The sequence below is a fragment of the Agromyces cavernae genome (genome assembly GCF_021044935.1).
Taxonomy (GTDB): Bacteria; Actinomycetota; Actinomycetes; order Actinomycetales; family Microbacteriaceae; genus Agromyces; species Agromyces cavernae.
On the sequence record NZ_JAJNMP010000002.1, the window covers coordinates 227,284 to 251,610 of the forward strand.

The 24,327-nt window shown below is 70.7% G+C and carries 20 protein-coding genes; 12 read left to right on the forward strand and 8 right to left on the reverse strand.

Translation table 11 applies throughout. The annotated features are described in order from the left end of the window. The 5 genes from LQ757_RS07145 to LQ757_RS07165 all read right to left on the reverse strand — a co-directional run bounded on the left by LQ757_RS07145 (position 1) and on the right by LQ757_RS07165 (position 4,795). A complete protein-coding gene (locus tag LQ757_RS07145; RefSeq protein WP_231046537.1) occupies positions 1-1,503 on the reverse strand; it encodes a carboxylesterase/lipase family protein in 1,503 nt (500 codons plus the stop codon). A 10-nt stretch (positions 1,504-1,513) separates the two neighbouring features. Continuing rightward, the gene (locus LQ757_RS07150; protein WP_231046538.1) at positions 1,514-2,419 is read right to left on the reverse strand and encodes an MFS transporter; all 906 of its coding nucleotides are present in this window, start codon (positions 2,417-2,419) and stop codon (positions 1,514-1,516) included. Next, positions 2,380-2,826, reverse strand: coding sequence for an MFS transporter (locus LQ757_RS07155; protein ID WP_231046539.1), 447 nt, complete (start codon positions 2,824-2,826; stop codon positions 2,380-2,382). Before LQ757_RS07155 ends, LQ757_RS07150 begins: the two co-directional genes overlap by 40 nt. 180 nt (positions 2,827-3,006) lie before the next feature. Beyond that, on the reverse strand, positions 3,007-4,212 hold the full coding sequence (locus tag LQ757_RS07160; RefSeq protein ID WP_231046540.1) for an ROK family transcriptional regulator: 1,206 nt from the start codon (positions 4,210-4,212) through the stop codon (positions 3,007-3,009). Between the two features lie 4 nt (positions 4,213-4,216). Then, entirely contained in the window at positions 4,217-4,795 is a 579-nt protein-coding gene (locus LQ757_RS07165) for a TetR/AcrR family transcriptional regulator (RefSeq protein WP_231046541.1), read from the reverse strand. 100 nt (positions 4,796-4,895) lie between these two features. Between LQ757_RS07165 and LQ757_RS07170 the strand changes: the two genes are divergently transcribed. From LQ757_RS07170 to LQ757_RS07185, 4 genes are all read left to right on the forward strand, one after another. Beyond that, on the forward strand, positions 4,896-6,203 hold the full coding sequence (locus LQ757_RS07170) for an MFS transporter (RefSeq protein ID WP_231046542.1): 1,308 nt from the start codon (positions 4,896-4,898) through the stop codon (positions 6,201-6,203). Next, on the forward strand, positions 6,203-6,988 hold the full coding sequence (locus LQ757_RS07175; protein ID WP_231046543.1) for a phosphatase PAP2 family protein: 786 nt from the start codon (positions 6,203-6,205) through the stop codon (positions 6,986-6,988). Before LQ757_RS07170 ends, LQ757_RS07175 begins: the two co-directional genes overlap by 1 nt. Continuing rightward, a complete protein-coding gene (locus LQ757_RS07180) occupies positions 6,985-9,306 on the forward strand; it encodes a glycoside hydrolase family 3 C-terminal domain-containing protein (RefSeq protein ID WP_231046544.1) in 2,322 nt (773 codons plus the stop codon). Before LQ757_RS07175 ends, LQ757_RS07180 begins: the two co-directional genes overlap by 4 nt. 93 nt (positions 9,307-9,399) lie before the next feature. Beyond that, positions 9,400-11,226, forward strand: a complete 1,827-nt coding sequence (locus tag LQ757_RS07185) for a glycoside hydrolase family 3 protein (RefSeq protein WP_231046545.1) — start codon at positions 9,400-9,402, stop codon at positions 11,224-11,226. Positions 11,227-11,283: 57 nt separating this feature from the next. On the opposite strand, the gene LQ757_RS07190 is transcribed toward LQ757_RS07185, so the two are convergent. Then, positions 11,284-11,985, reverse strand: coding sequence for a TetR/AcrR family transcriptional regulator (locus tag LQ757_RS07190; protein WP_231046546.1), 702 nt, complete (start codon positions 11,983-11,985; stop codon positions 11,284-11,286). Between the two features lie 194 nt (positions 11,986-12,179). On the opposite strand from LQ757_RS07190, the gene LQ757_RS07195 reads away from it, so the two are divergent. Genes LQ757_RS07195 through LQ757_RS07225 form a run of 7 tightly spaced genes read left to right on the forward strand, consistent with a single transcriptional unit; the run spans position 12,180 to position 20,778 of the window. Beyond that, positions 12,180-13,835 (forward strand): amidohydrolase, encoded by a 1,656-nt coding sequence (locus tag LQ757_RS07195; protein WP_231046547.1) that lies wholly within the window; start codon positions 12,180-12,182, stop codon positions 13,833-13,835. 18 nt (positions 13,836-13,853) lie between these two features. Beyond that, positions 13,854-15,512, forward strand: a complete 1,659-nt coding sequence (locus tag LQ757_RS07200) for an ABC transporter substrate-binding protein (RefSeq protein WP_231046548.1) — start codon at positions 13,854-13,856, stop codon at positions 15,510-15,512. Positions 15,513-15,569: 57 nt separating this feature from the next. Next, positions 15,570-16,526 (forward strand): ABC transporter permease, encoded by a 957-nt coding sequence (locus tag LQ757_RS07205; protein WP_231046549.1) that lies wholly within the window; start codon positions 15,570-15,572, stop codon positions 16,524-16,526. Beyond that, positions 16,523-17,386 carry an ABC transporter permease gene (locus LQ757_RS07210; RefSeq protein WP_231046550.1) on the forward strand — a complete coding sequence of 288 codons (864 nt, stop codon included), beginning with the start codon at positions 16,523-16,525 and terminating at the stop codon, positions 17,384-17,386. The genes LQ757_RS07205 and LQ757_RS07210 overlap by 4 nt, the downstream gene beginning before the upstream one ends. Continuing rightward, positions 17,383-19,113: a dipeptide ABC transporter ATP-binding protein gene (locus LQ757_RS07215; RefSeq protein ID WP_231046551.1), complete on the forward strand. Its 1,731-nt coding sequence runs from the start codon at positions 17,383-17,385 to the stop codon at positions 19,111-19,113. Before LQ757_RS07210 ends, LQ757_RS07215 begins: the two co-directional genes overlap by 4 nt. Positions 19,114-19,153: 40 nt before the next feature. Next, the gene (locus LQ757_RS07220) at positions 19,154-19,351 is read left to right on the forward strand and encodes a hypothetical protein (protein ID WP_231046552.1); all 198 of its coding nucleotides are present in this window, start codon (positions 19,154-19,156) and stop codon (positions 19,349-19,351) included. Then, positions 19,348-20,778, forward strand: coding sequence for an NAD(P)/FAD-dependent oxidoreductase (locus LQ757_RS07225; protein WP_231046553.1), 1,431 nt, complete (start codon positions 19,348-19,350; stop codon positions 20,776-20,778). The genes LQ757_RS07220 and LQ757_RS07225 overlap by 4 nt, the downstream gene beginning before the upstream one ends. Before the next feature lie 71 nt (positions 20,779-20,849). Here the strand turns inward: LQ757_RS07225 and LQ757_RS07230 are convergent, their stop codons facing one another. Next, on the reverse strand, positions 20,850-21,650 hold the full coding sequence (locus tag LQ757_RS07230) for a putative endonuclease domain-containing protein (RefSeq protein WP_231046554.1): 801 nt from the start codon (positions 21,648-21,650) through the stop codon (positions 20,850-20,852). 190 nt (positions 21,651-21,840) lie between these two features. Between LQ757_RS07230 and LQ757_RS07235 the strand changes: the two genes are divergently transcribed. Beyond that, positions 21,841-23,568 (forward strand): bifunctional 3'-5' exonuclease/DNA polymerase, encoded by a 1,728-nt coding sequence (locus tag LQ757_RS07235; protein WP_231047316.1) that lies wholly within the window; start codon positions 21,841-21,843, stop codon positions 23,566-23,568. On the opposite strand, the gene LQ757_RS07240 is transcribed toward LQ757_RS07235, so the two are convergent. Next, positions 23,547-24,167 (reverse strand): PadR family transcriptional regulator, encoded by a 621-nt coding sequence (locus LQ757_RS07240; protein WP_231046555.1) that lies wholly within the window; start codon positions 24,165-24,167, stop codon positions 23,547-23,549. The genes LQ757_RS07235 and LQ757_RS07240 overlap by 22 nt on opposite strands. Positions 24,168-24,327 lie beyond the last annotated feature (160 nt).

A 24,327-nucleotide genomic window follows, 5' to 3' on the forward strand; every position in this document is an offset into this window, starting at 1 on the left:
TCAGCCGGCGAGCAGCGGCCGCACGCCGGCATAGCCGTCGGTGACCGTGGTCGTCGGGGTGTCGTAGACACGGGTCGCGCGCGCGGCATCCGTGTACCGAGGCCAGCCCGGCTCGCCGGTCGTGATGAAGGTGACAGCAGCGCGGTGCACCTCGTCGGCCAATTGCTGCGGTGGGTTCGGCCCCGCGAGCGGTTCGATTGCGATCGAGTCGAGGCAGTCGAAGAAGAACGGCACGTCGACGCAGTGCTCGGCGAACCCGAAGGTGCCCGACGGCCAGGAGAACCGGTACACCCAGGTGGGCGCGTCGTCGCGGACCTGGACGAGGCGCACGAGGGAGGTGCGGAACATCCGGTCGGTGAGGAAGCGTCCCGCAATGCGCGCCGTTCCCTTGGCCGCCACGTCGGCGTTCGCCGCGAGGTACGGTTTCAGCGCCGCCCTCGGCATGCCGAGCTTGCGCAGCATGAACGACTTCGGGATCCAGCGCAGCTTCTTCTCGGCGTCGGCGAACACCATCGAGAACTCGTCATCGGTCGCACCGATCACGAGCGGCTTGTCGGCGCCGACCCCGGCCGCGAGCGAGTCGCTCGTCGAACGCGGGATGAGGTCACCGTCGACGGTCGGGCAGAGGGCCAGCCCGTTCTCGAGCATGTCCTCGAATCCCTCGGCGCCGAGGTCGGTCGCCGTCTTCTGCAGCTCGAGGATGCGCTCCTCGGGCAGCGTCGAGAGGCCGGCGCGCGTCGGCTCGACGCCGGCCGCGACGGCGAGCTCGCGACCGAACTTCTCGCTGCGCTCGGGCGTGACGTCGGCGAGGGCTCCCGAGATCGCGTAGACGCCGTGGAAGAGGTGCTGCGCCGCGTCCATGCCGAGCAGGGTGAGCACGGCGCCGCCGCCCGCCGATTGGCCGGCGATCGTGACGCGGTCGGGGTCGCCGCCGAACGCGGCGATGTTGTCGCGCACCCACTCGAGGGCGAGGAGCCAGTCGCGCACTCCGCGATTCTGCGGGGCGTCCGAGATCCAGCCGAAGCCGTCGAACCCGAGCCGGTACGAGACCGACACGGTGACGACGCCGTCGCGGTTGAACGCAGCGCCGTCGTACCAGGGGCTCGCGGGGGAGCCTGCGAAGTAGCCGCCGCCGTGGATCCAGACCAGTACCGGCAGCGCCTCGTCGGTGCCCGGCTCGACTCGCTCGGGGCGCGGCGTGAAGACATTGACGTTCAGCGTCGAGTCGCCCGGCACGCTCGGCTCGGGGATGAGCGTCACGCCGGGGTCGCCGCGCTGCGCGGTCGCGCCGTACTCGAGCGCGTCGCGCACGCCTTCCCACGGCGCCTTCGGCACCGGTGCGGCGAAGCGCAGCACGCCGACGGGCGGCTCGGCGAACGGGATGCCGAGGAACGCGGCGGATGTCCCGGGGGCATCCGGTCGACCCCGCCACGCGCCGCGCACACGGCCCGCCCGGGTGTCGACCTCGACGAACGTGCCGGTGCCTGTGCTGGTCTGCGTCATGTTGGATCTCCTAACGAACGCTCTTGATGGGTGCCACGGCGACCGCTGCGATGACGACGAAGACCATGGCGAAGATGAACAGCATCGGGTAGCCGCCGAGCACGGTGATGATGAGGCCGGCGATCGCGGCGCTCATCGCCTGGGGGATGTTGGTGGCGATGTTCAGGATGCCGAGGTCCTTGCCGGCGGCCTTGCCGCCGCCGGGCAGCACCTCGGTCATGAGGGCCGTGTCGACCGACATGTAGAACCCGAATCCGAAGCCGATGATGATGTTCATGAGCAGCATGCCGGTCATGTTCGGCATGATCAGCGGGAGCGAGAGGCTCGCGACCATGATGACCGACGAGGCGTAGATGAACACCTTGCGGCGGCCGATCTTGTCGCTCCACCAGCCCGAGACGGCGACGGCGAGCAGCGTCGGCACGAGTCCGGCGAGCGTCAGCTGCACCTGTGCGCCGGCGGCCTCGGTGAGCCCCATGCCGATGTAGTCGGTCAGGATGTAGAGCCCGTAAGCCGCGATGACGAAGTAGCCGAGCATGAAGAGGAACCGGGCCCCGAACGCCCAGGCGAAGTCGGGGTGCTGCTTCGGGTTGATCCAGAAGCCGCCGAAGAACTGCTTCCAGCTCCACGGCTCGACCGCGGCCTCCTTCGACGACCAGTCGCGGTCGATGACGACGTAGGCGATCGTCACGACGATCACGATGACGCCGAACACCGAGTAGCCGACGCCGAAGTTGGTGGCGAACTGGCCGGCGATGACGATGCCGAGGGTGGCGCCGATCTGCATGCCGAGGCCGAACATGGCGCTCGCGATGCCGCGCCTGTCACGCGGGAATCGGTCGGGGGTGATCGCCGACATCGGCCCCTGCAGGGCGTTCAGCGACACCTGGATGAGCACCCAGAAGATCGTGAGCACAGGATCGAGTCGAGGAAGCCCATGCCGAGCAGCAGCACGCCGCCGATGAGCGCGCCGCCGACCATCCACGGTGCACGACGGCCGAAGCGCGACCGCGTGCGGTCGCTGATCGCACCGGCGATCGGTTGGGCGAAGAGGGTGAACACGAAGGAGGTCGTGACGATGATCGCGAGGTTGGTGACCTTGTTCGCCGCGTCGATGAGGGCGACCTGGATCGGCAGCAGGATGCCGATGAGGCCCGCGTAGGTGGCGAAGAGGGCGAGGGAGACGCCGAGGAGGCCGGGGAGCGTGCGCTTCGTCGGGGGCGGGCTCTGCGGCAGGTCGCCGGGAACAGGTTCGGTGGCGGAGATGACGCCGGTCGGGGCGAGCTCGTTGGCAGGATCGGGGGTGGGCGGGTGCAGGGACACGGGGACTCCTCATCGTTGAGACGGCCTTGGTGGTCGGGTGGTCGGTGTGCGGCGACATGAAACCGAACGCAACTCGGCAATGAGTATGACGCGTCCCGAGTCTGAATTCAACCGTTGAACTAATGTGGAAGCGCTACGGCTGACGCGCTCGCATCGCCTGCGCGGGCGGGCGACCCGCGGTCAGACGGCGAGGTTCAGCGGATCGGCCAGTACCCGATCGCGAGCCGCCCAGGCTGCCCCGAGCAGTGCGGCGTCGGCGCCGAGCCGGCCCGCCATGATCGCGGGCACTTCGGATGTCGCGGCGAACCCCGCAGCGATCGCCGGCCGGTTCTCGCGGAACGCCGCGTCGATGGAGGCCGTGTGGGCCGACCAGAATCCGCCGATCACGATCACCTCGGGGTCGGTCGCGAGCGAGAGGATCTGCATGGTGCGCGCGATCCACGGCAGGGCATCGGCCCAGGCCGCGGCAGCGCGCGGCTCGCCCGCCGTGATGCGGGCGGAGAGCTCGTCGAGTGCCGCCGCGAGGCCGTGATCGGTGACGAGGCCGGCGATGCCGGCGCGGGCGAGCAGCACGTCGGGGCCGGCGACGGTGACGAGGCATCCGTGCTGGCCGCAGGCGCAGCGGTCGCCGCCAGGGACCACCGCGAGGTGCCCGAGTGCCCCGCCGACGCCGTGGGCGCCTTCGACGAGCCGGCCGCCCGAGACGATCGCCCCGCCGATGCCCGAGTTGCTCTTGAGGTAGACGACCTCGTCGACTCCGGGGAGGAGCGAGCGCTCGGCGAGCGCGGCGAGCCAACCGTCGGAGGCGAGGGAGGCGACCGTCGGCAGGGCGGGCACACGTTCGCGGAGCGCCGCGAGCACGTCGACGGCGTCCCAGCCGAGATCGGTGTCGGCGATGACGACCGGCGGTTCGCCGCCGACAGGGGCGAAGACCACCACGGGCAGCTCGACGACCCGCCTGCCGAGATCGGACGCCGCCTCGAGCGCCTCGGCCGTCACGTCGCCGAGCACGTCGAGCACGGCGGCGGGGTCGCCCATCGGGCGCCCGTGCCGCGTCGAGACGCGGAACAGCTCCTCGCCCGCGAGCGAGGTGAGCAGGGCGGTCGCGGTGTCGGCGTCGAGCTGCGCGACGAGGATCGCCACCTCGGCGGCGACGAGCTCGAGTCGTGTGATGGGCCGCCCCTTCGCGCTGGGCAGTGGGTCGGTCTCAGCGAGCACGCCGGCGTCGGTGAGCGCGTTCACGAGCAGCGTGACGGCCCCCTTCGTGAGGCCGGTCGCCGTCGCGATCTCGCTTCGTGCGCTCGGACCCGACCGCACGATGTGCTCGAGCACGAGGGTGAGGTTGTGTCGGCGTACGTCGCCTGAGACGAGGCTGGCCCGGGACATCCGCTCAGGCCTTGCGGGTGACGAGTTGCCAGAGGTAGGCGACGTGGTCGGCCATGTCGATCGAGCGGTCCAGCATCCACTGGGTCTGCAGTCCGTCGGCTGCAGCGAGGAAGAGGTTGCCGATGCGCTCGATGTCGAGATCGGGGTCGATGTTGCCCGCGGCCTGCTCGTCTCGCAGCATGCCGCCGAACAGCGCCCGGAACTGCACGTAGCGCTCGACGAAGAATTCGTGGGCAGGATGTTCGGGGTCGCCGGCCTCGGTCGAGAGCTGGGCGTAGAGCTGCACGAGTCCGGGCACCTCGCTGTTGTGCCGGATCACGCCGAAGAACGCCTCGATCGGCTGGTCGACGTCGAGGTCGAACGCGGCGGAGTCGACTTCGTCGCGCTTGCGCAGGATCTCCTGGAAGAGCTCCTCCTTCGACGAGAAGTAGTGCAGGAGGCCGGCCTGGCTGAGGCCGACCGCGTCGGCGAGCTCGCGTACGGACGTGCGGCGGTAGCCGTTGCGTGCGATCACATCGAGTGCGGTCGTGAGGATCTCCTCGCGCTTCGCGACGCCCTTCGCATATGAACCCCTGCGTGCCATACCTGAATGCTACGGAAGAGTTGTTGCGAACGAAAACCGAGCGATGTATGGTTTTGCCACTCGCCTCGATGCCGAGGCCCCGGAAAGGAATTCCCCCAAGATGACAATGGCGTCGACTCCCCAACCTGCAACCGAACCCCTGCCCGACGAGGCGGCGGCCTTCTTCGAGGACGCCGCAGGCAATGAGGACCCGCCCGCGCCGATCAAGGGCGTCGGTCGCCTCCTCGGCTGGATCATCCCCGCGAACCTCGGCATCTTCCTGATCTGGGGCGCCGTGCCCGGCATCCTGCTGCCCGCGCAGGTCACGCAACTGTTCGGCGAGGCCGACAAGGTCGCGAACCTCGCGATCGTGATGACGATCGGCGCATTCTGCTCGATGCTCGCCCAACCGATCGCCGGGCAGCTCTCCGACCGCACCCGTTCGCGCTTCGGCCGCCGGGCGCCGTGGATCGTCCTCGGCTCGCTCGCGGGCGGGCTCGCTCTCGTCGGCCTCGCCTTCGCCGACTCGCTCGTGGGCGTGGTCATCGCATGGAGCCTCGTGCAGATCACCTACAACTTCGCGCAGGGCCCGCTCAGCGCGGTCATGCCCGACCGGGTGCCGCTCAAGCGCCGCGGCACCTTCGCCGCGCTCTCGGGCATCGGCCTCATGGTCGGCGCACTCGGCGGCCAGATCGTCGGCTCGGTCTTCCTCGGTTCCATCGCGGCCGGCTACGTGACCTTCGCGGTGTTCTCGCTCGTGATCCTCACCCTCTTCGTCGTCTTCAACCCCGACCACTCCTCGACGGAGCTCGAGCCCGAGCCGTTCAAGCTCGGCGACTTCCTGCGCACCTTCTGGGTGAACCCGATCAAGCACCCCGACTTCTTCTGGGCGTTCACCGGCCGTCTGCTGCTCTACACGGGCTACTTCGCGGTGACCGGATACCAGTTCTTCCTGCTCACCGACTACTTCGGCATCGAGAACCCCGGCGAGGTCATCCCGATGCTCGGACTCATCAGCCTCGCCGGCATCCTGGTCGCGACCGTCGCGTCCGGACAGCTCTCCGACAAGGTCGGTCGCCGCAAGCCCTTCGTGTTCGCCTCCTCGGTCGTCACGGGCCTCGCGCTCGTGCTGCCGTGGGCGTGGCCCGACCTCACCGCGTGGATGATCATGACCTTCATCGCGGGCCTCGGCTTCGGCATGTTCCAGGCCGTCGACACGGCGCTCATGAGCGAGGTGCTGCCCTCGGCGAAGTCCTTCGCGAAGGATCTCGGCGTCGTGAACATCGCGGCGACCCTGCCGCAGACGCTCGCACCGGGCATCGCCGGCGCGATCGTGCTCTCGCTCGGCTACGCCGCACTGTTCCCCGTCGGCATCGCCCTCTCGCTCCTGGGGGCCTTCGCCGTCTGGCCGATCAAGGCGGTGAAGTGATGACGGATGCCACGAGCGCCACGGTCCCGTCGTCGTCCGGGCCGCTCGGGGCCGATGCCGGCGATGCATCCGCTCGCCCGATGCGTCCGCGCGCGCTGCTCGTCGCCGGCCTCGCGGGGCTGGCCGTCTTCATCGGCTTCGGGTTCGCGGTCGCGCAGAACGTCGACGCGCCGTTCACTCAGCCCATCGACGACGCCTGGCGTGCGCTCGTCGGCCTCGCACCCGGCACGGGCGGCGAGACCTGGGCGCTGCCGATGCTCTTCCAGCACCTCGGCCAGATCCCCGGCGCCGTGCTCACCATGCTCCTCATCCCGGCATGGCTGTTCGTGATCCGCCGCTGGCGCTCGGCGCTGTTCTTCCTCACGGCCGAACTCGTCGGCAACTTCGGTGTCTCGCAGCTCACGAAGAACCTCGTCGACCGGCCGCGTCCGGCCGACGACACGGCGGCGGGGCTCTTCGGTCCACTGTTCCAGGTCGACCACGGTTCGTTCCCCTCCGGGCACGCCGTGAGCACCGGCATCCTCGTCATCGCCGTCGCCGCCCTGCTGCCGCCGGCGAAGCGACTCAGCTGGTGGATCATCGGCGCGCTGCTCGTGGTCGGCATGATCTGGCAGCGCACCCTCATCAACGCGCACTGGCTCTCGGATGCGCTGTTCGGCATCATCGGCGGGGCATCCGCGACCCTCATCATCTGGTGGGCGTTCGCGACCCTGCTGCAGAAGGACTACGGAAAACCACTCTTCCGGCGCGCGATCGCGGCGCCGGCGAACGAAGGAGCAGCATGACCGACACCCTGCAGACCGACCGCTCGACCGGCTTCGCCGAGCGCGAGGCGGCCGAGATCGTGGCCGAACTCACGCTCGAGGAGAAGGCGTCGCTCACGAGCGGCGCGAGCTTCTGGACGACGAAGGCCGTCGAGCGCGCCGGCATCCCCTCGATCGTGCTCACCGACGGTCCGCACGGCGTGCGCCTGCAGCGCGGCAGCGCCGACCACCTCGGCATCGGCGACAGCGTTCCGGCGACGTGCTTCCCGCCCGCGGTCGCGCTCGGTTCGGCGTTCGACCCCGAACTCGCCGAACGGGTGGGCCGCGCGCTCGGTGAGGAGGCGCGTGCAGAAGGCGTCGGCGTGCTGCTCGGCCCCGGCATCAACATCAAGCGCTCTCCGCTGTGCGGTCGCAACTTCGAGTACCTGTCCGAGGACCCGCTCGTCTCGGGCGTGCTCGGCGCCGCACTCGTGAAGGGCCTGCAGTCGCAGGGTGTCGGCGCCTCGCTCAAGCACTTCGCGGCGAACAACCAGGAGCACGACCGCATGCGCGCGTCGAGCGACGTCGACCCGCGGCCGCTGCGCGAGATCTACCTCCGTGGTTTCCAGCGCGTCGTCGAGGAGGCGCAGCCGTGGACGGTCATGTGCTCGTACAACCGGCTCAACGGGGTGTACACGAGCGAGGACCCGTGGCTGCTCACGAGCGTGCTGCGCGACGAGTGGGGCTTCGAGGGCCTCGTCGTCAGCGACTGGGGTGCGGTGAACGACCGCGTCGCGGGCCTGCCCGCAGGCCTCGACCTCGAGATGCCCGCCTCCGACGGACGCACCGACGCGCAGCTCGTCGCCGCCGTGCGCGACGGCCGGCTCGACCAGGCCGTTCTCGATGTCGCCGTCCGCCGCGCCGTCGAGCTCGCGCAGAAGGCCACCGCCGACGCTCGCTCGTCGGTTGAGCCCGTCGAAACCTACGACGTCGACGCCCACCACGCACTCGCCCGCGAGGCCGCCGGACGCGGCGTCGTGCTCCTGAAGAACGACGATACGTTGCTGCCGCTCGCGACGGGTTCCGACGCCGCACAGCGCATCGCCGTCATCGGCGAGTTCGCCCGCACGCCGCGCTACCAGGGCGCCGGCTCCTCGCTCATCAACCCCACGCGACTCGACACCGCGCTCGCAGAGATCGAACTGCTCGCGGGGGCCGACCGCGTCGGCTTCGCGCCCGGTTTCGCGCTCGACGCGTCGGATGCCCCGGCGGATGCCGCGCTCGTCGCCGAGGCCGCCGCCGCAGCGGCAGCCGCCGACGTCGTCCTGCTCTTCCTCGGACTGCCGGGCGCAGCCGAGTCGGAGGGCTTCGACCGGGAGCACCTGCGGTTGCCCGCCGGCCAGCTCGAGCTGCTGACCGCGGTGCGCGCCGCGAACCCGAACATCGTCGTCGTGCTCGCCAACGGCGGCGTCGTCGAACTGCCGTTCGCCGACGACGTGCCCGCGATCGTCGAGGGCTGGCTGGGCGGTCAGGCCGGCGGCGGCGGCGTCGCCGACGTGCTGTTCGGCGTCGTCAACCCCTCGGGTCGGCTCGCCGAGACGATCCCGGTGCGGCTCGAGGACACCCCGGCCTACCTCGACTTCCCGGGGGAGTTCGGGCACGTGCGCTACGGCGAGGGCCTGTTCGTCGGCTACCGCTGGTACGACGCGCGCGACGCGGCAGTGCGGTACCCGTTCGGGCACGGCCTCTCGTACACGAGATTCGCGTACTCCGGTCTCTCGGCGACCGCCGACGAGGCAGGGCTCGCGGTGCGCGTCACGGTGACGAACACCGGCGACCGTGCCGGGCGCGAGGTCGTGCAGGTGTACACGGCGCTCGCCGGGTCATCCGTCGCCCGCGCTCCACGCGAGCTCAAGGGCTTCGCGAACGTCGCGCTCGAGGCGGGGGAGTCGCGCGAGGTCGAGGTCGCGGTGCGCCGCGAGGACCTCGCCTACTGGGACATCCGCGTCGACCACTGGATCGTCGAGGGAGGCGCGTACACCGTCGAAGTGGGGGCGTCGAGCCGGGACATCCGTCTCGTCGGCGCTGTCGACGTGGCCGGCGACGACGTGCGGCTGCCACTGACGATGGAGTCGTCGATCGGCGACGTCATGGCGAACCCGATCGCCGGGCCGATCGTCATGCAGGCGATGGGATCGTTCACGGCCGGGCTCGGCGAGAGCGACGTCTTCACCGACGACGGCATGGAGAAGATGATGGCGTCGTTCCCGATCGGTCGTCTCGTCGGCTTCCCCGGCATCCCGGTCACCTACGAGCAGATCGAGCAGCTCATCGCGCTCGCGAACGCCCGACAGGACTGATCACCCGATCGGATGCCTCGCCCCAGTGCTGCCCGCAACACCGTCGACATCGGGGCGGGCATCCGACATCGAAACACACGACGTGAGGAAACCATGACCGAGCTCGACGAGACCACGACTACGACCACGACCACGACCACCGACACCGCCGTCGACACCCGCTATCGTGACGCGAGCCTTCCGGTTCACGAGCGCGTCGAGATCCTGCTCGAGCAGATGACCCTCGAGGAGAAGGCGGGCCTCTTCTTCCAGACCATGATCGTCATGAACGACGACGGCACCCTCGCCGAGGGCGTGAACGCGTTCGGCCTGCCGGGCACGCGTGACCTCGTCGCCGGACGACTCATGAATCACTTCAACATCCTCGCTGCCGCCTCGAAGCCCGAGCTCATCGCCGAATGGCAGAACCGCCTGCAGGAACTGGCCGCGAGCACCCGCCTCGGCATCCCCGTGACGATCTCGACCGACCCGCGCCACTCGTACAGCGACAACCCGCTCGCCGGCCTGACCACCGGGGCGTTCTCGGTGTGGCCCGAGACGCTGGGCCTCGCGGCCACCCGCGACGAGGCGCTCGTCGAGCGCTTCGGCGACATCGCACGCCAGGAGTACACCGCGGTCGGCATCCGCGTCGCCCTGCACCCCCAGGTCGACCTCACCACGGAGCCGCGCTGGTCCAGGCAGCTGGCCACGTTCGGCGAGGACGCCGAGCTCACGGCACGACTCGGCGCTGCATACATCCGCGGCTTCCAGGGCACCCAGCTCGGACCGGAGTCGGTCGCGACGATGACCAAGCACTTCCCGGGCGGCGGGCCGCAGAAGGACGGCGAGGACCCCCACTTCGACTACGGTCGCGAGCAGGTGTACCCGGGCGGCGAGTTCGAGCTGCACCTGAAGCCCTTCGAGGCGGCGTTCGACGCCGGAACCAGCCAGATCATGCCGTACTACGGAATGCCGGTGGGCACAGAGCACGAGGAGGTCGGCTTCGGGTTCAACCGGTCGATCATCACGGGGCTTCTGCGTGAGCGCTACGGCTTCGACGGCATCGTCTGCACCGACTGGGGGCTCATCACCGATGGTGAGATCTTCGGCCAGCCGTTCCCCGCGCGAGCGTGGGGCGTCGAACACCTGTCGCCGCGCGAGCGCATGAAGAAGGTGCTCGACGCCGGTGCCGACCAGTTCGGCGGCGAGGCGTGCCCCGAGCTGCTCGTCGACCTGGTTCGCAGCGGAGAGGTTGCGCAGGCACGCCTCGACGTGTCGGTGCGCCGTCTCCTGCGCGAGAAGTTCGTGCTCGGACTGTTCGACGACCCCTACGTGGACCCGGTCCGTGCGTCCGCCGTGGTCGGCAACGCCGAGTTCCGTGCGGCGGGCGAGGCGGCGCAGCGGGCGTCCGTCACGGTGCTCACCAACAAGCTGCCGGCCACCGGAGGCACGCCGATCCTCCCGCTCGCCGACGGGGCGAAGCTCTACATCGAGGGGATCGCGCCCGAGATCGCGAGCGCATACGGAACCGTCGTCGACGTGCCGGCGGATGCGGATGTCGCGATCGTCCGCATCCACGCGCCGTACGAAGAGCGGGCGACGGTCTTCGAGAACTTCTTCCATGCCGGCTCACTCGCGTTCAGCGATGACCAGGTCGAGCACATCGGAGGCATTGCCGCGCAGGTGCCGACCGTGGTCGACGTCTTCCTCGACCGCCCGGCGATCCTCGCGCCGATCGTCGAGACGACCGCCGCGATCGTCGCGAACTACGGGGCCGCACCCGAGGCGATCCTCGACGTGCTGTTCGGTCGCGCCACGCCCAGGGGAAGGCTGCCGTTCGACCTGCCGAGCAGCATGGCCGCCGTCGAAGCGAGTCGGCCGGATGTGCCGTTCGACACGGCTGATCCGCTGTTCCGATTCGGTCACGGGCTGGTGCTCTGAGGTTTCCCGCGACGCTTCCGCGTGCCGCCGGGCGCGAGCACCTGCGCTGCGCGGAGCTCAGGCGTCGGCGCGTGCCGTGCGCTCGGCGGACTGGATGACCGCCTCGACGCCGAGGAGGAACAGTTCGCGGTCTTCGAGGGCGGACAGCTGCGCCCCGAAACTCGAGATGAGCGGATACGTCCGCGGGTCGGCGAGGATCGGCCCCTCCAACCAGGGGCTCGTGGCGTCGGCGTTCCAGCCGCGCTCGCTGCGGCCGCGGGCGATGCCGGCGGCGCTCGACAGGACGTGCGAGGCGAGGAGGGCGTAGTGGCGCACGAGGTCGTCGCCGCTGAGGCCGGCGCGCGAGAACGCGTCGAGCATGAACTCGATCGCGTCGAGTTCGCCCGGACCGTGGGTGGTGAGCACGATCGCCTCGACGCCGATCGCCGGGTACGCGGCGAACAGGTCGAGCGTCGACTCCGCGAGCTGCCGCAATCGGTCGCGCCAGTGCTCGGGTGACGCCGTGACCGCGGCAACGCTGCGGCCGATCACCTCATCGAGGAGCGCCTGCATGAGGTGCTCCTTGTTGCGGAAGTGGCGGTAGATCGCCGTGGGGTCGGCGCCCAGCCGGGCGCCGAGCTCGCGGACTGAGATCGAGGTGGTGCCCGGCTGGGCCGCCAGTTCGAGGCCGGTGGCGATGATGGTCTGCCGGTCGAGGCGCACTCTGCCGCCCGGGGGCCGCTGTTCCTTGCTGCGGTCCGAACTCGTTGCTGTCGTCATCGCCCTCTCCGGTGTCGGCTCTGCGCAGTTCATGCTGCCAGCCCGCGACCCAGTTCGGTGACGTGCGCGCGGGCGTGGCGCCCGACCAGCATACCCAATTTGGCAACACCGCTGTCAACGATGTTGACAGCAGTGTTGCGGCGTGGGTATCGTCTCCTCGTCCGACCCTGTTCAACGAGGAAGCGAGGGGCGCATTGCCTGCTGACGTACTCTTCACCGGCGGTGCCGTCTTCACCGGAACCGGCGAACCCCTCTCCGGCCACGCCGTCGCGGTGGCCGACGGTCGCATCGTCGCCATCGTGCCCGAATCGGATGCCGCGGGTCTCGTCGGCGAAGGCACCGACGTGGTGCGGCTCGGCGGAGCGCTCCTCAGCCCCGGCTTCCAGGACGCGCATGTGCATCCGATCGGGGCCGGAGTCGAGCTGCTCCAGTGCAACCTCACCGAGGCTGCCGATGCCGAGGGCGCGGTCGCCGCGGTCGCGGCGTACGCCGAAGCGAACCGCGATGAGCCGTGGATCCTCGGCGGCGGTTGGTCGATGGACCACTTCCCGGGCGGCGCGCCGGTCCGCGGCCTGCTCGACGCCGTCGTGCCCGATCGCCCCGTGCTGCTGCTCAGCCGCGACCACCACAGCACCTGGGCGAACTCCGCCGCGATCCGTCTCGCCGGCATCGACGCATCGACACCCGACCCGGCCGACGGCCGCATCGAGCGCGAACCCGACGGCACTCCGGCGGGCACCTTCCACGAGGGCGCCGGAGGGCTGTTCGACGAGGTGCGCCCGGCGACAAGCGAAGACCTCGGGTACGCCGGCCTGCTGCGGGCACAGGATGAGCTCATCGCCCTCGGCATCACCGGATGGCAGGACGCGCTCGTCGGCACCGGGTTCAGCGGCGTCCCCGAGGGCCTTCCGCTCTACCTCCGTGCACTTGGCGAGGGCACGCTGCGCGTGCACGTCGTCGGCGCCCAGTGGTGGGAGCGCACGCGGGGCATCGAGCAGGTCGCGGAGATGGCGGCGAGACGCGACGAGGTCGCGTCGATCGACTCCGGTCGCCTCTCACTCGCGTCGACGAAGATCATGGTCGACGGCGTCGCCGAGAACCAGACCGCCGCGATGCTCACCCCGTACCGCGACGTGCACGGCCACGACACCCACAACCACGGACTCTCGTTCGTCGACCCCGAGCGACTGCGCGAGTACGTCGTCGCACTCGACGCCGCGGGGCTCCAGGTGCACTTCCACGCCCTCGGCGACCGCGCCGTCCGCGAGGCGCTCGACGCGCTCGAGGCCGCACGCGACGCGAACGGCGCGACCGACGGCCGCCACCACCTCGCCCACCTGCAGATCGTCGAGGAGGCCGAGACCGCTCGCTTCGCCGGCCTCGGCGCCGTGGCGAACCTCCAGGCGCTCTGGGCCTGCCACGAGGACCAGATCGACGAGCTCACGCTCCCGTTCCTGCAGGACGGCGCCGAAGCCAGGCAGTACCCGTTCGGCGACCTCGTGCGCGACGGCGCGCGGCTGGCTGCCGGCAGCGACTGGCCCGTCTCCAGCGCCGATCCCATGGACGCCATCCACATCGCCGTGAACAGGGTCGCGCCCGGCCGCGACGACGAGCCGCTCGGCGGCGAGCGTCAGCGACTCGACCTCGCCACAGCGATGGCGGCGTACACCTCCGGCACCGCCTATGTGAACCACCGCGATCACGACACCGGCTCCATCCGCGAGGGCTACCTCGCGAACCTCGTCGTGCTCGACCCCGACCCGTTCGGCCTCCCGGTCGAGGAGATCCACCGCTCGACGGTCGTCTCCACGTGGATCGAGGGCGAGCCCGTCTACTCCCGAACCACCTGACCCCATCCGAGGAGCATCATGTCCGCAGCCCACACCTCCGCGACCCGCGGCCCTGCGCGCCGCTCGATCGCGATCACCGCCGGCGCCCTCGGGGCCGCGCTCGCGCTCTCGGCGTGCACCGCACCCGAGCGCGGCCCCGACTCGAGCGCCGACTGGGAGCTCACGGCCCAGACCGCTGAACCCTCCGGCGACATCGACTCGTACACCTGGGCGAACTACGCCGAGCCGTACTCGCTCGACTACGCCTACGCGTTCGACTACGCCGACAACCAGGTGCTCGCGAACGTCTGCGAGTCGCTGCTCCGGCTGAACCCCGACTTCACGCTGAGCCCCGGGCTCGCCGAGGCGTTCGATCACCCCACGCCCGAGACGTGGGTCTACACGATCCGCGAGGGCGTGACCTTCCACGACGGCACGCCGCTCACCGCGAACGACGTCGTCGTGTCGATGAGCCGGCACCTCGACCCGGCGGTCGGGTCCTCGTGGTACTCGGTCTACCAGCACGTCGCATCCATCGAGCAGACCGGCGACCGCGAGGTCACGGTCACGATGACGCAGCCCGACTCCCAGTTCAACCTCGCCATGGGCGGCTCCGCCGGCGTCATCGAATCGGCGGCGACGCTCGCCGAGACGGGCGCCGACTACGGAAACTCGACCGGCGGCGTGAACTGCACGGGCCCGTTCAGCTTCGGCGAGTGGAAGTCGGGCGAGTCGATCACGCTCGAACGCTACGACGGCTACTGGGATGACTCGCTCCGCGCGAAGTCGGGCGAGGTCGAGTTCCTGTTCATGACCGATGCGAACGCGCGCGTCAACGCGCTGAAGTCGGGCGAGGTCGACGGCGGATGGATGCTGCCGATGGATGCCGTGCCGCAGCTGCAGGCGTCGGGCTCCGGCGAGGTCGCCTTCGGCCTGAACTCGGCGGTGGCCAGCTTCATCGTGTCCGACCTCGAAGGTCCGCTCGCCGATGTGCGGGTCCGTCAGGCGCTGCTCATGGCGCTCGACCGCGAAGGCGTCGTCGATGCGGCGCTCGCCGGCTTCGGCGACGTCACGAACGCCCTCACCACGGAGTCGGTCTGGGTGGGCGCGAGCGAGTCGGGTCTCGACACCGCGTTCGGCGGCCTCGAGGAGTACCCCTACGACCTCGACGCCGCGAAGCAGCTCGCCGAGGAGGCTGGAGCGACCGGGCAGGAGATCGTCATCGCGACCGCGCCGATCGCCCAGGAGTTCGCGGTCACCTCGCAGGCCCTCGCGGCGGCGGCGCAGTCGATCGGCCTGAAGGCCACGATCGAGACCATCACGCCGAACGCGTACACGGCGCTCTTCTCCGACCCGAGCGCACGGGAGGGCATCGACCTCTTCTTCACCTCGTGGTATCTCTCCAGCCCCGACCCCCTCGAGATGTACTCCGTGCTCCGGCCGGGCGAGTTCAGCAACTACGGCAACTGGGACAACCCCGAATTCACCGCGATCGTGAACGAGGCGATCGCGATCGAGGACCCGGCCGAGCGCAGCGAGAAGTCCGCCGAGGCCCAGCGCATCGCGAACGCCGAGCTGCCCTGGTTGCCGCTGTACGCGTCGCCGGTGACGGTGTTCCAAGGTGAGCGCATCACTGGCGTCGCACCGTCGATCGCGTACCTCTACTACCCGTGGGCGGCCACCATTGGCGCACGTTAGTTCCACGGGCCGGGTCGGGCGACACCTCGACCGAGCCGGCGGACCGGCGGTCGCGCGATGACCGCCGTCCGCCGGATCGCCGGCAAGCTCGGCGCCCTGCTCCTCACGCTCTTCCTCGCCTCCCTGCTCGTCTTCTTCTCGCGCTTCATAGTGCCGGGTGACCCGGTGAGCTTCCTGCTCCGCGGCCGCACGCCGAGCCCCGACGCCGTTGCGGCGGTCACGGCCCAGTACGGGCTCGACCTGCCGCCGTGGCAGCAGTACCTCAACTGGCTGTTCGGAGCGCTGCAGGGCGACTTCGGTCGCTCGCTCCAGTACCGCCAGGATGTCTCGACCGTGCTCGGCGAGCGGCTCCCGGTCACGCTCGGACTCGTCGTCATGGCCGGCCTGCTCATCGCGGTCATCGGCCTGAGCGCCGGCGCCGTCGCGGCGCTCAACCGGGGACGGATCGCGGATCGCGCGACGCTCGTCGGCCTCACCGTGCTCGGCGCCGTCCCGTCGTTCGTCGGCTCCATCGTGCTCATCGCCGTCTTCTCGGTGCAGCTCAGATGGTTCCCGTCGTTCGGGTCGGGTGAGGGCTTCCTCGACACGATCTACCACCTCGTGCTGCCCTCGATCGCCCTCGCGATCGTCTTCGTGGTGCTCGTCGGCAAGGTGACCCGCTCCTCGATGGTCGAGCAGCTCGGCCGCGAGCATGTCGAGGTCGCCATGAGCCGCGGGCTGAAGCGCGCGACGGTGATCCGTCGCCACGTCTTCCGCAACGCGATCCGGCCCATCCTCACGGTCGCCGGCGTCCTCGTCGCAGGCCTGCTCGTCTCGAGCGCGATCGTCGAGGCCGCGTTCGGCCTTTCGGGCATGGGATCCCTGCTCGTGCAGTCGGTCGACCGGCTCGACTTCCCAGTGGTGCAGGCGATCGTGATGTTCGTCGTGACCGCGTTCGTGGTGGTCAACGCGATCATCGACATCCTCGAACCCTGGATCGATCCTCGATCCGCCGCAGGAGCTGGTGCCCGATGACCACGCCCACGCTCGCCGTCAAGGTGCTGCGCGCACCTCGCGCCCGGCGCCGCAGCTCGACGACCTACCTGATCAGCCTCGGCGTCCTCGCCGTGATGACGCTCGCCGCCGTCTTCGCACCGCTCATCGCGCCGTACGACCCCGACCAGGTCGACTTCTCCGCGTTCTATGCGGGGCCGTCGCCAGAGCACTGGCTCGGCACCGACGGCCTCGGCAGGGACATCCTGAGCCGCATGATCTTCGGCGCGCGCACCGCGCTGCTCGGCCCGCTGCTCGTGGTCGTCTCGTCGACGATCCTCGGCGTCCTGCTCGGACTCCTCGCGGGCTGGCGGGGCGGCTGGATCGACGCCGTGCTCGGCCGGATCTTCGACGTCATCTTCGCGTTCCCCGCGCTGCTCATCGCGATCCTCGCGGTCGCGCTGTTCGGAAAGGGCCTCGTCGCCCCGGTGATCGCGATGAGCATCGCGTACGCGCCGTTCGTCGCGCGCCTCACTCGCACGCTCGTCGCCGCGGAGCGCAATCGGCCGTACGTGGCCGCGTATCGCGTGCAGGGCTTCGGCGGAGCGTGGATCGCCCTGCGACGCGTGCTGCCGAACGTCACGCCGATCGTCGGCGCCCAGTCCACGCTGAACTTCGGGTACGTGCTCGCCGAGCTCGCGGGCCTGTCGTTCCTCGGCCTCGGGGTGCAGGCGCCGACCGCCGACTGGGGCGCCATGATCAACGAGGCCCAGGCCGGACTCATCGGCGGGTACTTCCTGCCGGCGCTCGTGCCGGCCGTGGCCGTCGTCATCGTCGTGGTCGCGGTCAACGTGGTCGGCGAAGAACTCTCAGACCGGATCGGCGGAGGGACCCCCGCATGACACTCCTCGACATCTCCGGGCTCACGCTCGACCTGCCGAACGGCAACCGCCTGCTCGACGGCATCAGCCTCGACGTCTCCGCAGGTGAGACCGTGGGCCTCGTCGGCGAGTCTGGCTCGGGCAAGTCGGTCACCGCCCGCTCGGTGCTCGGCCTGCTGCCCGATCGTGCGACCACCGGCGGTTCGGTGCGTCTCGACGGCCGGGAGGTGCTCGGCGCCCCGATGGGGGAGCTGCTCGACCTCCGCCGCCACCGGGCATCGATGATCTTCCAGGACCCGCGCGCTGGCATCAACCCGATGCGCACGATCGGCGACCACATGACCGAGACCCTGCGCCTCTGCGAGGGCAAGTCGACCGCCGAGGCCCGGGCGCGCGCGATCGAGCTGCTGCACGCAGTGCGGTTGCCGCGCCCAGAGGACCACCTGCGCCAGTACCCGCACGAATTCTCGGGCGGCATGCTGCAGCGCGTCATGATCGCCGGCGCTCTCACGAGTTCGCCCAGGCTGCTCATCTGCGACGAGCCGACGACCGCGCTCGACGTGACCACCCAGGCCGAGATCATCACGGTGCTCGCCGAGCAACGCGCGAGCCGTGACATGGGCATGCTCTTCATCACCCACGACCTGAACCTCGCGGCGTCGCTCTGCGATCGCGTGGTCGTGATGAGCGGCGGGCGCGTCGAGGAGCACGGTGACGCCCGGCGCGTGTTCCGCGAGCCGCGCGCCGAGTACACGAAGCGGCTCGTGGCCGCCACGCCCACCATCGCGGTCGGCGAGGCATCCGTCGGTCGAGCAGTAAGCGCCGGCGAGCGTATCGAGACCTCCGCACCAGACACCCGACTGCCCAGTGCGCAGTCTCGATACGGCGCTGGCGCGCCGACTCGACCGGCGGCCGGGCCGATGCTCGCGACGCTCGGGCTCTCGAAGACCTACCACCGACGCGGCAAGGAGCCGGTGCGCGCGGTCGCCGATGCCTCGATCGAGATCGCGCGCGGCGGGGCGCTCGGCGTCGTCGGCGAATCGGGATCCGGAAAGTCGACGCTGGCGCGCATGATCGTCGGACTCGAGCAGGCCGACGCGGGGGACATCCGCATCGCCGGCCGGGAGCGCACGGCGGCACCGCGCACGCGCGACGAGCGGCTCGCGCACGCGCGCAGCGTGCAGATGGTCTTCCAGGACCCGTACCTCTCGCTCGACCCGCGCATCACCGCCGGCCGCGCGATCGAGGACGCGCTGCGACTGCACACCAGGCTCGCCTCGGCCGAGGCCCGCACCCGCGTGCTGGAGCTCCTCGACCTGGTCGGCCTTGCCGAGCAGCACGCGAACGCGCGGCCTCGCACGCTCTCGGGCGGCCAGCGACAGCGGGTCGCCATCGCCCGCGCCCTCGCGATCGCGCCCGACGTGCTCGTGATGGATGAGGCGACGAGTGCGCTCGACGTTTCGGTGCAGGCCCAGGTTCTCGACGTCGTCGCCGAGATCCGGCGTGAGCGGGGCCTGACCGTGCTGTTCATCAGTCACGATCTCGCAGTGGTGCGCCGAGTGTGCGAGGAGACCGTGGTGATGAAGGACGGCGAGATCGTCGAGCGCGGGCGCACCGTGCGGCTGCTCGATGCGCCCGAGCATCCCTACACGCGGTTGCTCATCGACTCGGTGCCCCGGCCCGACTGGGATCTCGACGCGGTCATGGCCGAGGCATCCATCGACGCACTGTCCGCGACGCAGGGCTGACGCCCCGCGTCTGCTCCCGGGGCGCACCCCGAATCGAACCATGGAATTGGAGAACACCCTGATGGACGTCATCATCGCGGAGGCCGGCATCGGCGGCCTGACGGCCGCTGTCGCGCTGCACGCTGCGAGCACCGGCGACGCGTCCCCGTACGAATCCGCGCCCGAACTCCGGTGCGCGAGCCCGTCGGTCGCGGTCAGCACGGTATCGGGCCGGAACGGCCACGAGGGGGAGCAGTGAGCGCCCACACCACCGTCTTCGAGCGCGCGACTCCATCGCCCGCGGCCGTCGAGCACGCTCTCGCGGGCACGGTGGCCCGCTCGTTCTGGATCGACGACATCCAAGACCGCCGGAGCGCCCACCCCGCGCTCGCCGGGGACGCCGAGGCCGACCTCGTCGTGGTCGGCGGCGGGTACACGGGCCTGTGGACCGCGCTGCGCGCGGTCGAGCGGGAACCCGGCCTGCGGGTGGTGCTGCTCGAAGCCGAGGCCGTCGGCTGGGCGGCGTCGGGCCGCAACGGCGGGTTCTGCGAGGCGAGCCTCACCCACGGCGAGGAGAACGGGACGTCGCGCTGGCCTGACGAGATGGAGACCCTCACGAGGCTCGGCGTCGAGAACCTCGACGCCATCGAGGAGACCGTCGCCCGGTATGGGATGGACTGCGACTTCGAGCGCACCGGTCTGCTCGCGGTCGCGGTCGAGCCTCATCAGGTGGGCTGGCTGTCGGGGGCCGATGCCGCGGACGGCAGCGACGTGTTCCTCGACCGCGACGCCGTGCGCGCCGAGCTCGCTTCGCCGACGTACCTCGCGGGGCGCTGGGATCGCCGGACGAACGCGATCGTGCACCCCGCGAAGCTCGCCGCCGAGCTCGCGCGCGTCGCCGCCGAGCACGGCGTCGAATTGCGCGAGCACACCGCCGTTCGTCGCATCGACGACGCCGGTGACCGGGTCGAGGTCGTCACCGACCACGGCACCGTTCGCGCCCCGCGCGTCGCCCTCGCGACGAACGTGTTCCCGTCATTGCTCAAGCGCAACCGGCTGATGACCGTGCCCGTGTACGACTACGTGCTCATGACCGAGCCGCTGTCGGCCGCGCAGCTCGACGAGATCGGCTGGCGCAATCGGCAGGGGGTCAGCGACCTCGCGAACCAATTCCATTACTACCGGCTGAGCGCCGACGACCGGATCCTTTTCGGCGGCTACGACGCGATCTATCACGCCGGGGGCAAGGTCATGCCCGAGTACGAGGACCGCCGCTCGACGTTCGAGACGCTCGCGAACCACTTCCTCGCGACGTTCCCACAGCTCGAGGGCCTCCGGTTCACGCATCGCTGGTCGGGCGCGATCGACGCGAGCACGCGCTTCTGCGCCTTCTACGGGCTCGCCCGGCGCGGCAAGGTCGCCTACGCCGCCGGCTTCACCGGCCTCGGCGTCGGTGCGGCACGGTTCGCCGCCGACGTCATGCTCGATCGGCTCGCAGGCCTCGACACCGAGCGCACCTCCCTCGCAATGGTCGAGGACCGTCCGTGGCCGTTCCCGCCCGAGCCCGCGGCATCCATCGGCATCAACCTCACGCGGTGGTCGCTCGACCGAGCCGACCACCGCGAGGGGCGCCGCAACCTGCTGTTGAAGACGCTCGATGCGCTCGGCCTCGGGTTCGATTCGTAGGACGCGGATGTCGCGTACGGATGCCTCGGCACACCGCCTCGGGGGTTCCATGCCCCGGATGAGACCCCGGGTCAGGCGCTCGAGATGTGCTCGGGCGACATCGTGGTCGCGCCGGCCGGGGCTGCCTGCGCAAGCATGATCGCGTCGACGGCGGCATCGCCCCTGATGCGCCGCATGGCGGCGACGACCTCGTGGACCACGAGCGGCGTGAGCTGATCGCAGACGATGCTGTTCGCCCCGAGCGACTCGAGCCCGCCTGCACGGATGCGGATGACCTCCCAGCCGACCTCCCGCAAGGCGTCGTCTTTGTCGAGGTCGGACGCCTCCTTGAGTCCGAGGTGCGCGCGCCGGGACCGGCCGGGGTCGTCGTACTCCACCGCGATGCGCAGCTGCGGCACGATGACGTCGGGCCAGACCTCGTCACGCCCGTAGAACGTGCGCGCGATGTGGATGGAGTTGACCCGGTGGTTCAGGCGGATGCGCTCGCCGAGCAGCGCCTTCAGTCGCTGCTCGGTCTGCGATGTGCGCGTGCGCAGGGCGGGATTCATGAACGGCACGCCCGCCTCGCGCGCGGCTGCCGGTCCGGCGGCGTTCGCACGGCACTTCGCACACGCCGTGCCGGTGAGCACCTCGCGAACCGTGGCGCGGTAGCGATCGTGGCCGCGCCCGCAGCGCCACTCGTACTCGGCGCCGATGCGCGTCTCGCGTGCGAGCGCGGCGCGGTGCGGTGGCGCGACCTTGCGCAGGAGCTCGCTTCGAGATCGGTGGGTCTCATGGATCAGCATGCACAGTGGGCACGCGCGCCCGAGCGCGACGACGCCCGCCGCGCCCTGCTCGGCGCCATGGCCGCAGCCGAAGCTCACCGCGACCAACGCCGACCTCCCGAAGACTCCATGACCTCATCCTGACGGCAGCCACCGACATCGTGCGGCGCCGCGACGATCGCGGCCCGACGCTGTCGGAGGCGACCGCCAGAATGGGGTGGTGCAGTTGATCATCGCGGGAACCGAGCGGGCCCGCTTCGCGATCGTCGACCCCGCACGCCCGTCGCAACCCCTCGCCGTGGTCGGCTCCGATGAGCTCCCCGCGGCGGTGCGCGAACTCGATGCGGCGTCGCATCCGCGCTGGGTGTGGGCCGAGACGCACCTTCTCTACCCGGCACTGCTCGAGGCAGGAGTCCGCGTCGACCGGTGTCACGACCTGCGTCTCTGCGCCGCGATCCTCGACCGCTCCACGCTGACCGAGCAGGTCAGGTCATCCGGGCGGCACGGGCGGCCGCCGTGGCTCCCGCCGGGGCCGGCCGAGGCGGGCACGGCGGGCGCGGCGGCGCCGGTGGCGGCGGGCCGATCGCACGACACCCTGTTCGAACTCGACGAGTTCGCCGACATCGACCCCGCGGGCGCCGTCGACGAAGGCAGCGACGTCCGAGCCTCCGACACCGGGGCGACCGACGGGTCCGCCGTGACGATCGAGTCCCTGGCACGAGAACTCGACCGTCAGCAGGCGATGGTCGCCGAGAGCGCAGACCCGCGCGCGCTGCGCCTGCTGCTCGCCGCGGAGTCAGCCGGGGCGCTCATCGGCGCCGAGATGCATGCCGCGGGTATCCCATGGGATCGCGCCGTGCATGAACGGGTGCTCGAGCAGACGCTCGGCGCGAGGCCCAAGCCCGGATTCAAGCCCGCGCACGTCGAGCGACTCGCCGCGGCCGTGCGCGCGGCGCTCGCCGGGCCATCCGTCAATCTCGACTCCCAGGTCGACCTGTTGCGCGCCCTGCGCCGCGCCGGCATCCAGGTCGACTCCACCTCGCGTTGGGAGCTCGGCGAGCACGACCACCCGGCCATCGAGCCGCTGATCGCGTACAAGAAGCTCATGCGACTCCTGAGCGCGAACGGCTGGGCGTGGCTCGACGAGTGGGTGCACGACGGTCGGTTCCGGCCCGACTACGTCCCCGGCGGCACCGCGACGGGGCGCTGGGCGACATCGGGCGGGGGCGCGCTCCAGCTTCCGAAGATCGTGCGCAGCGCGGTGGTGGCCGACCCCGGCTGGACCCTCGTGGTCGCCGACGCCGCCCAGCTCGAACCGCGCGTGCTCGCCGCGATGGCGCGTGATGAGGCCATGGCGGCGGCCGGCCGCGGCCGCGACATCTACCGCGGCATCGTCGAGTCGGGCGTGGTCGAGAACCGCGACCAGGCGAAGGTCGCGATCCTCGGCGCCATGTACGGCGCGACGACGGGCGACAGCGGGCGCCTCGTGCCGCGGTTGGCGAGGGCGTATCCGCGCGCCATGGCACTCGTCGATCGGGCCGCGGCGACGGGTGAACGCGGGGGAGTGGTGACCACCAACCTGGGGCGATCCTCTCCGTCGCCGGGCGATGGTTGGCGGGTAGCGCAGGCGCAGGCGAGCCAGCCCGAGGCGACGCCGGCCGACGAGCGGCGCGCGCGGTCGGTCGCCCGCGAATGGGGTCGCTTCACGCGCAACTTCGTGGTGCAGGGCAGCGCTGCCGAGTGGGCGCTCTGCTGGATGGCGGCGCTGCGCCCGCGCCTCGCGCAGTTCGCGCCGGTCGCGACGCCTGCCGAACGCTCGGGCCCGGTCTTCGAGCGGATGCCGCACCTCGTCTACTTCCTCCACGACGAGATCATCGTGCACACGCCCCGTGAACACGCCGACGAGGTCGCCGCAGCGGTTCACGAGACCGCGCATGCGGCCGCGCGTCTCCTGTTCGGCGACTTCCCTGTCGACTTTCCGCTCGAGTCGGCGATCGTCGACAGTTACGCCATGGCCGACGCCTGAGCGACCGCGGTGCGGCCCGGGCGGCGACCGCGGCGCGGCCGGTCGTCGCTCGGCGCGAACGAGAGCGGGCGATCGGATGCCGCGGCTCGAGCCACGACGTCGAGCCAGCTGATCGCGGCGACCGCGCGAGCGGCGTCCGCCGCGATCGCGAGGCGCCGAAGCTCGGCCTCCGCACCGCTCGATGCCGTCCCGGTCGGGTGCTCGGTCACCGCTGACTCCGCCTCGAGCCGCCGTGCGTCCCAGCGCTCGCGCTCAGCGGCGATCACGGCCGACGGATCGAGCCCCGGCAGTGATGCGACCACGAGCACGCGATCGACGGTCTCGTCCCACGGGTCTGCGCCCGCGGCATCCGCTCCGCCCAGCCAGGCGTCGACGGCATGGCGACCCGCCTTCGTCAACCGGTGCTGCGGCAGGCCGTCGGCGGTCGCGCCGGCCGACTCGATCAGGCCGCTCTTCGTCGCGCGCTCGATCGTCGCGTACGTCTGGCCGACGTTCACTCGGCGGCGACCGCCCGTGCGCGACTCGAGCGCACCGTGGAGCTGGAAGCCGTAGGCGGGGCCGGTGGTGAGCAGGGTGAGCAGTGCATCGCGCACGGCCATTCGTCGCTCCATTCGAAGAGGGGGAATGATTCACTGAGCATACAGTTCGAACGAATCCCGGGGCTGCGGCGCGCCCGGTCGGCGGATTGCTTGTCAGGCCGCCTGATCCGGGGCATAATCGGCGATGACGGCTCCGTCCGTCCACAATCGAACACCGGGT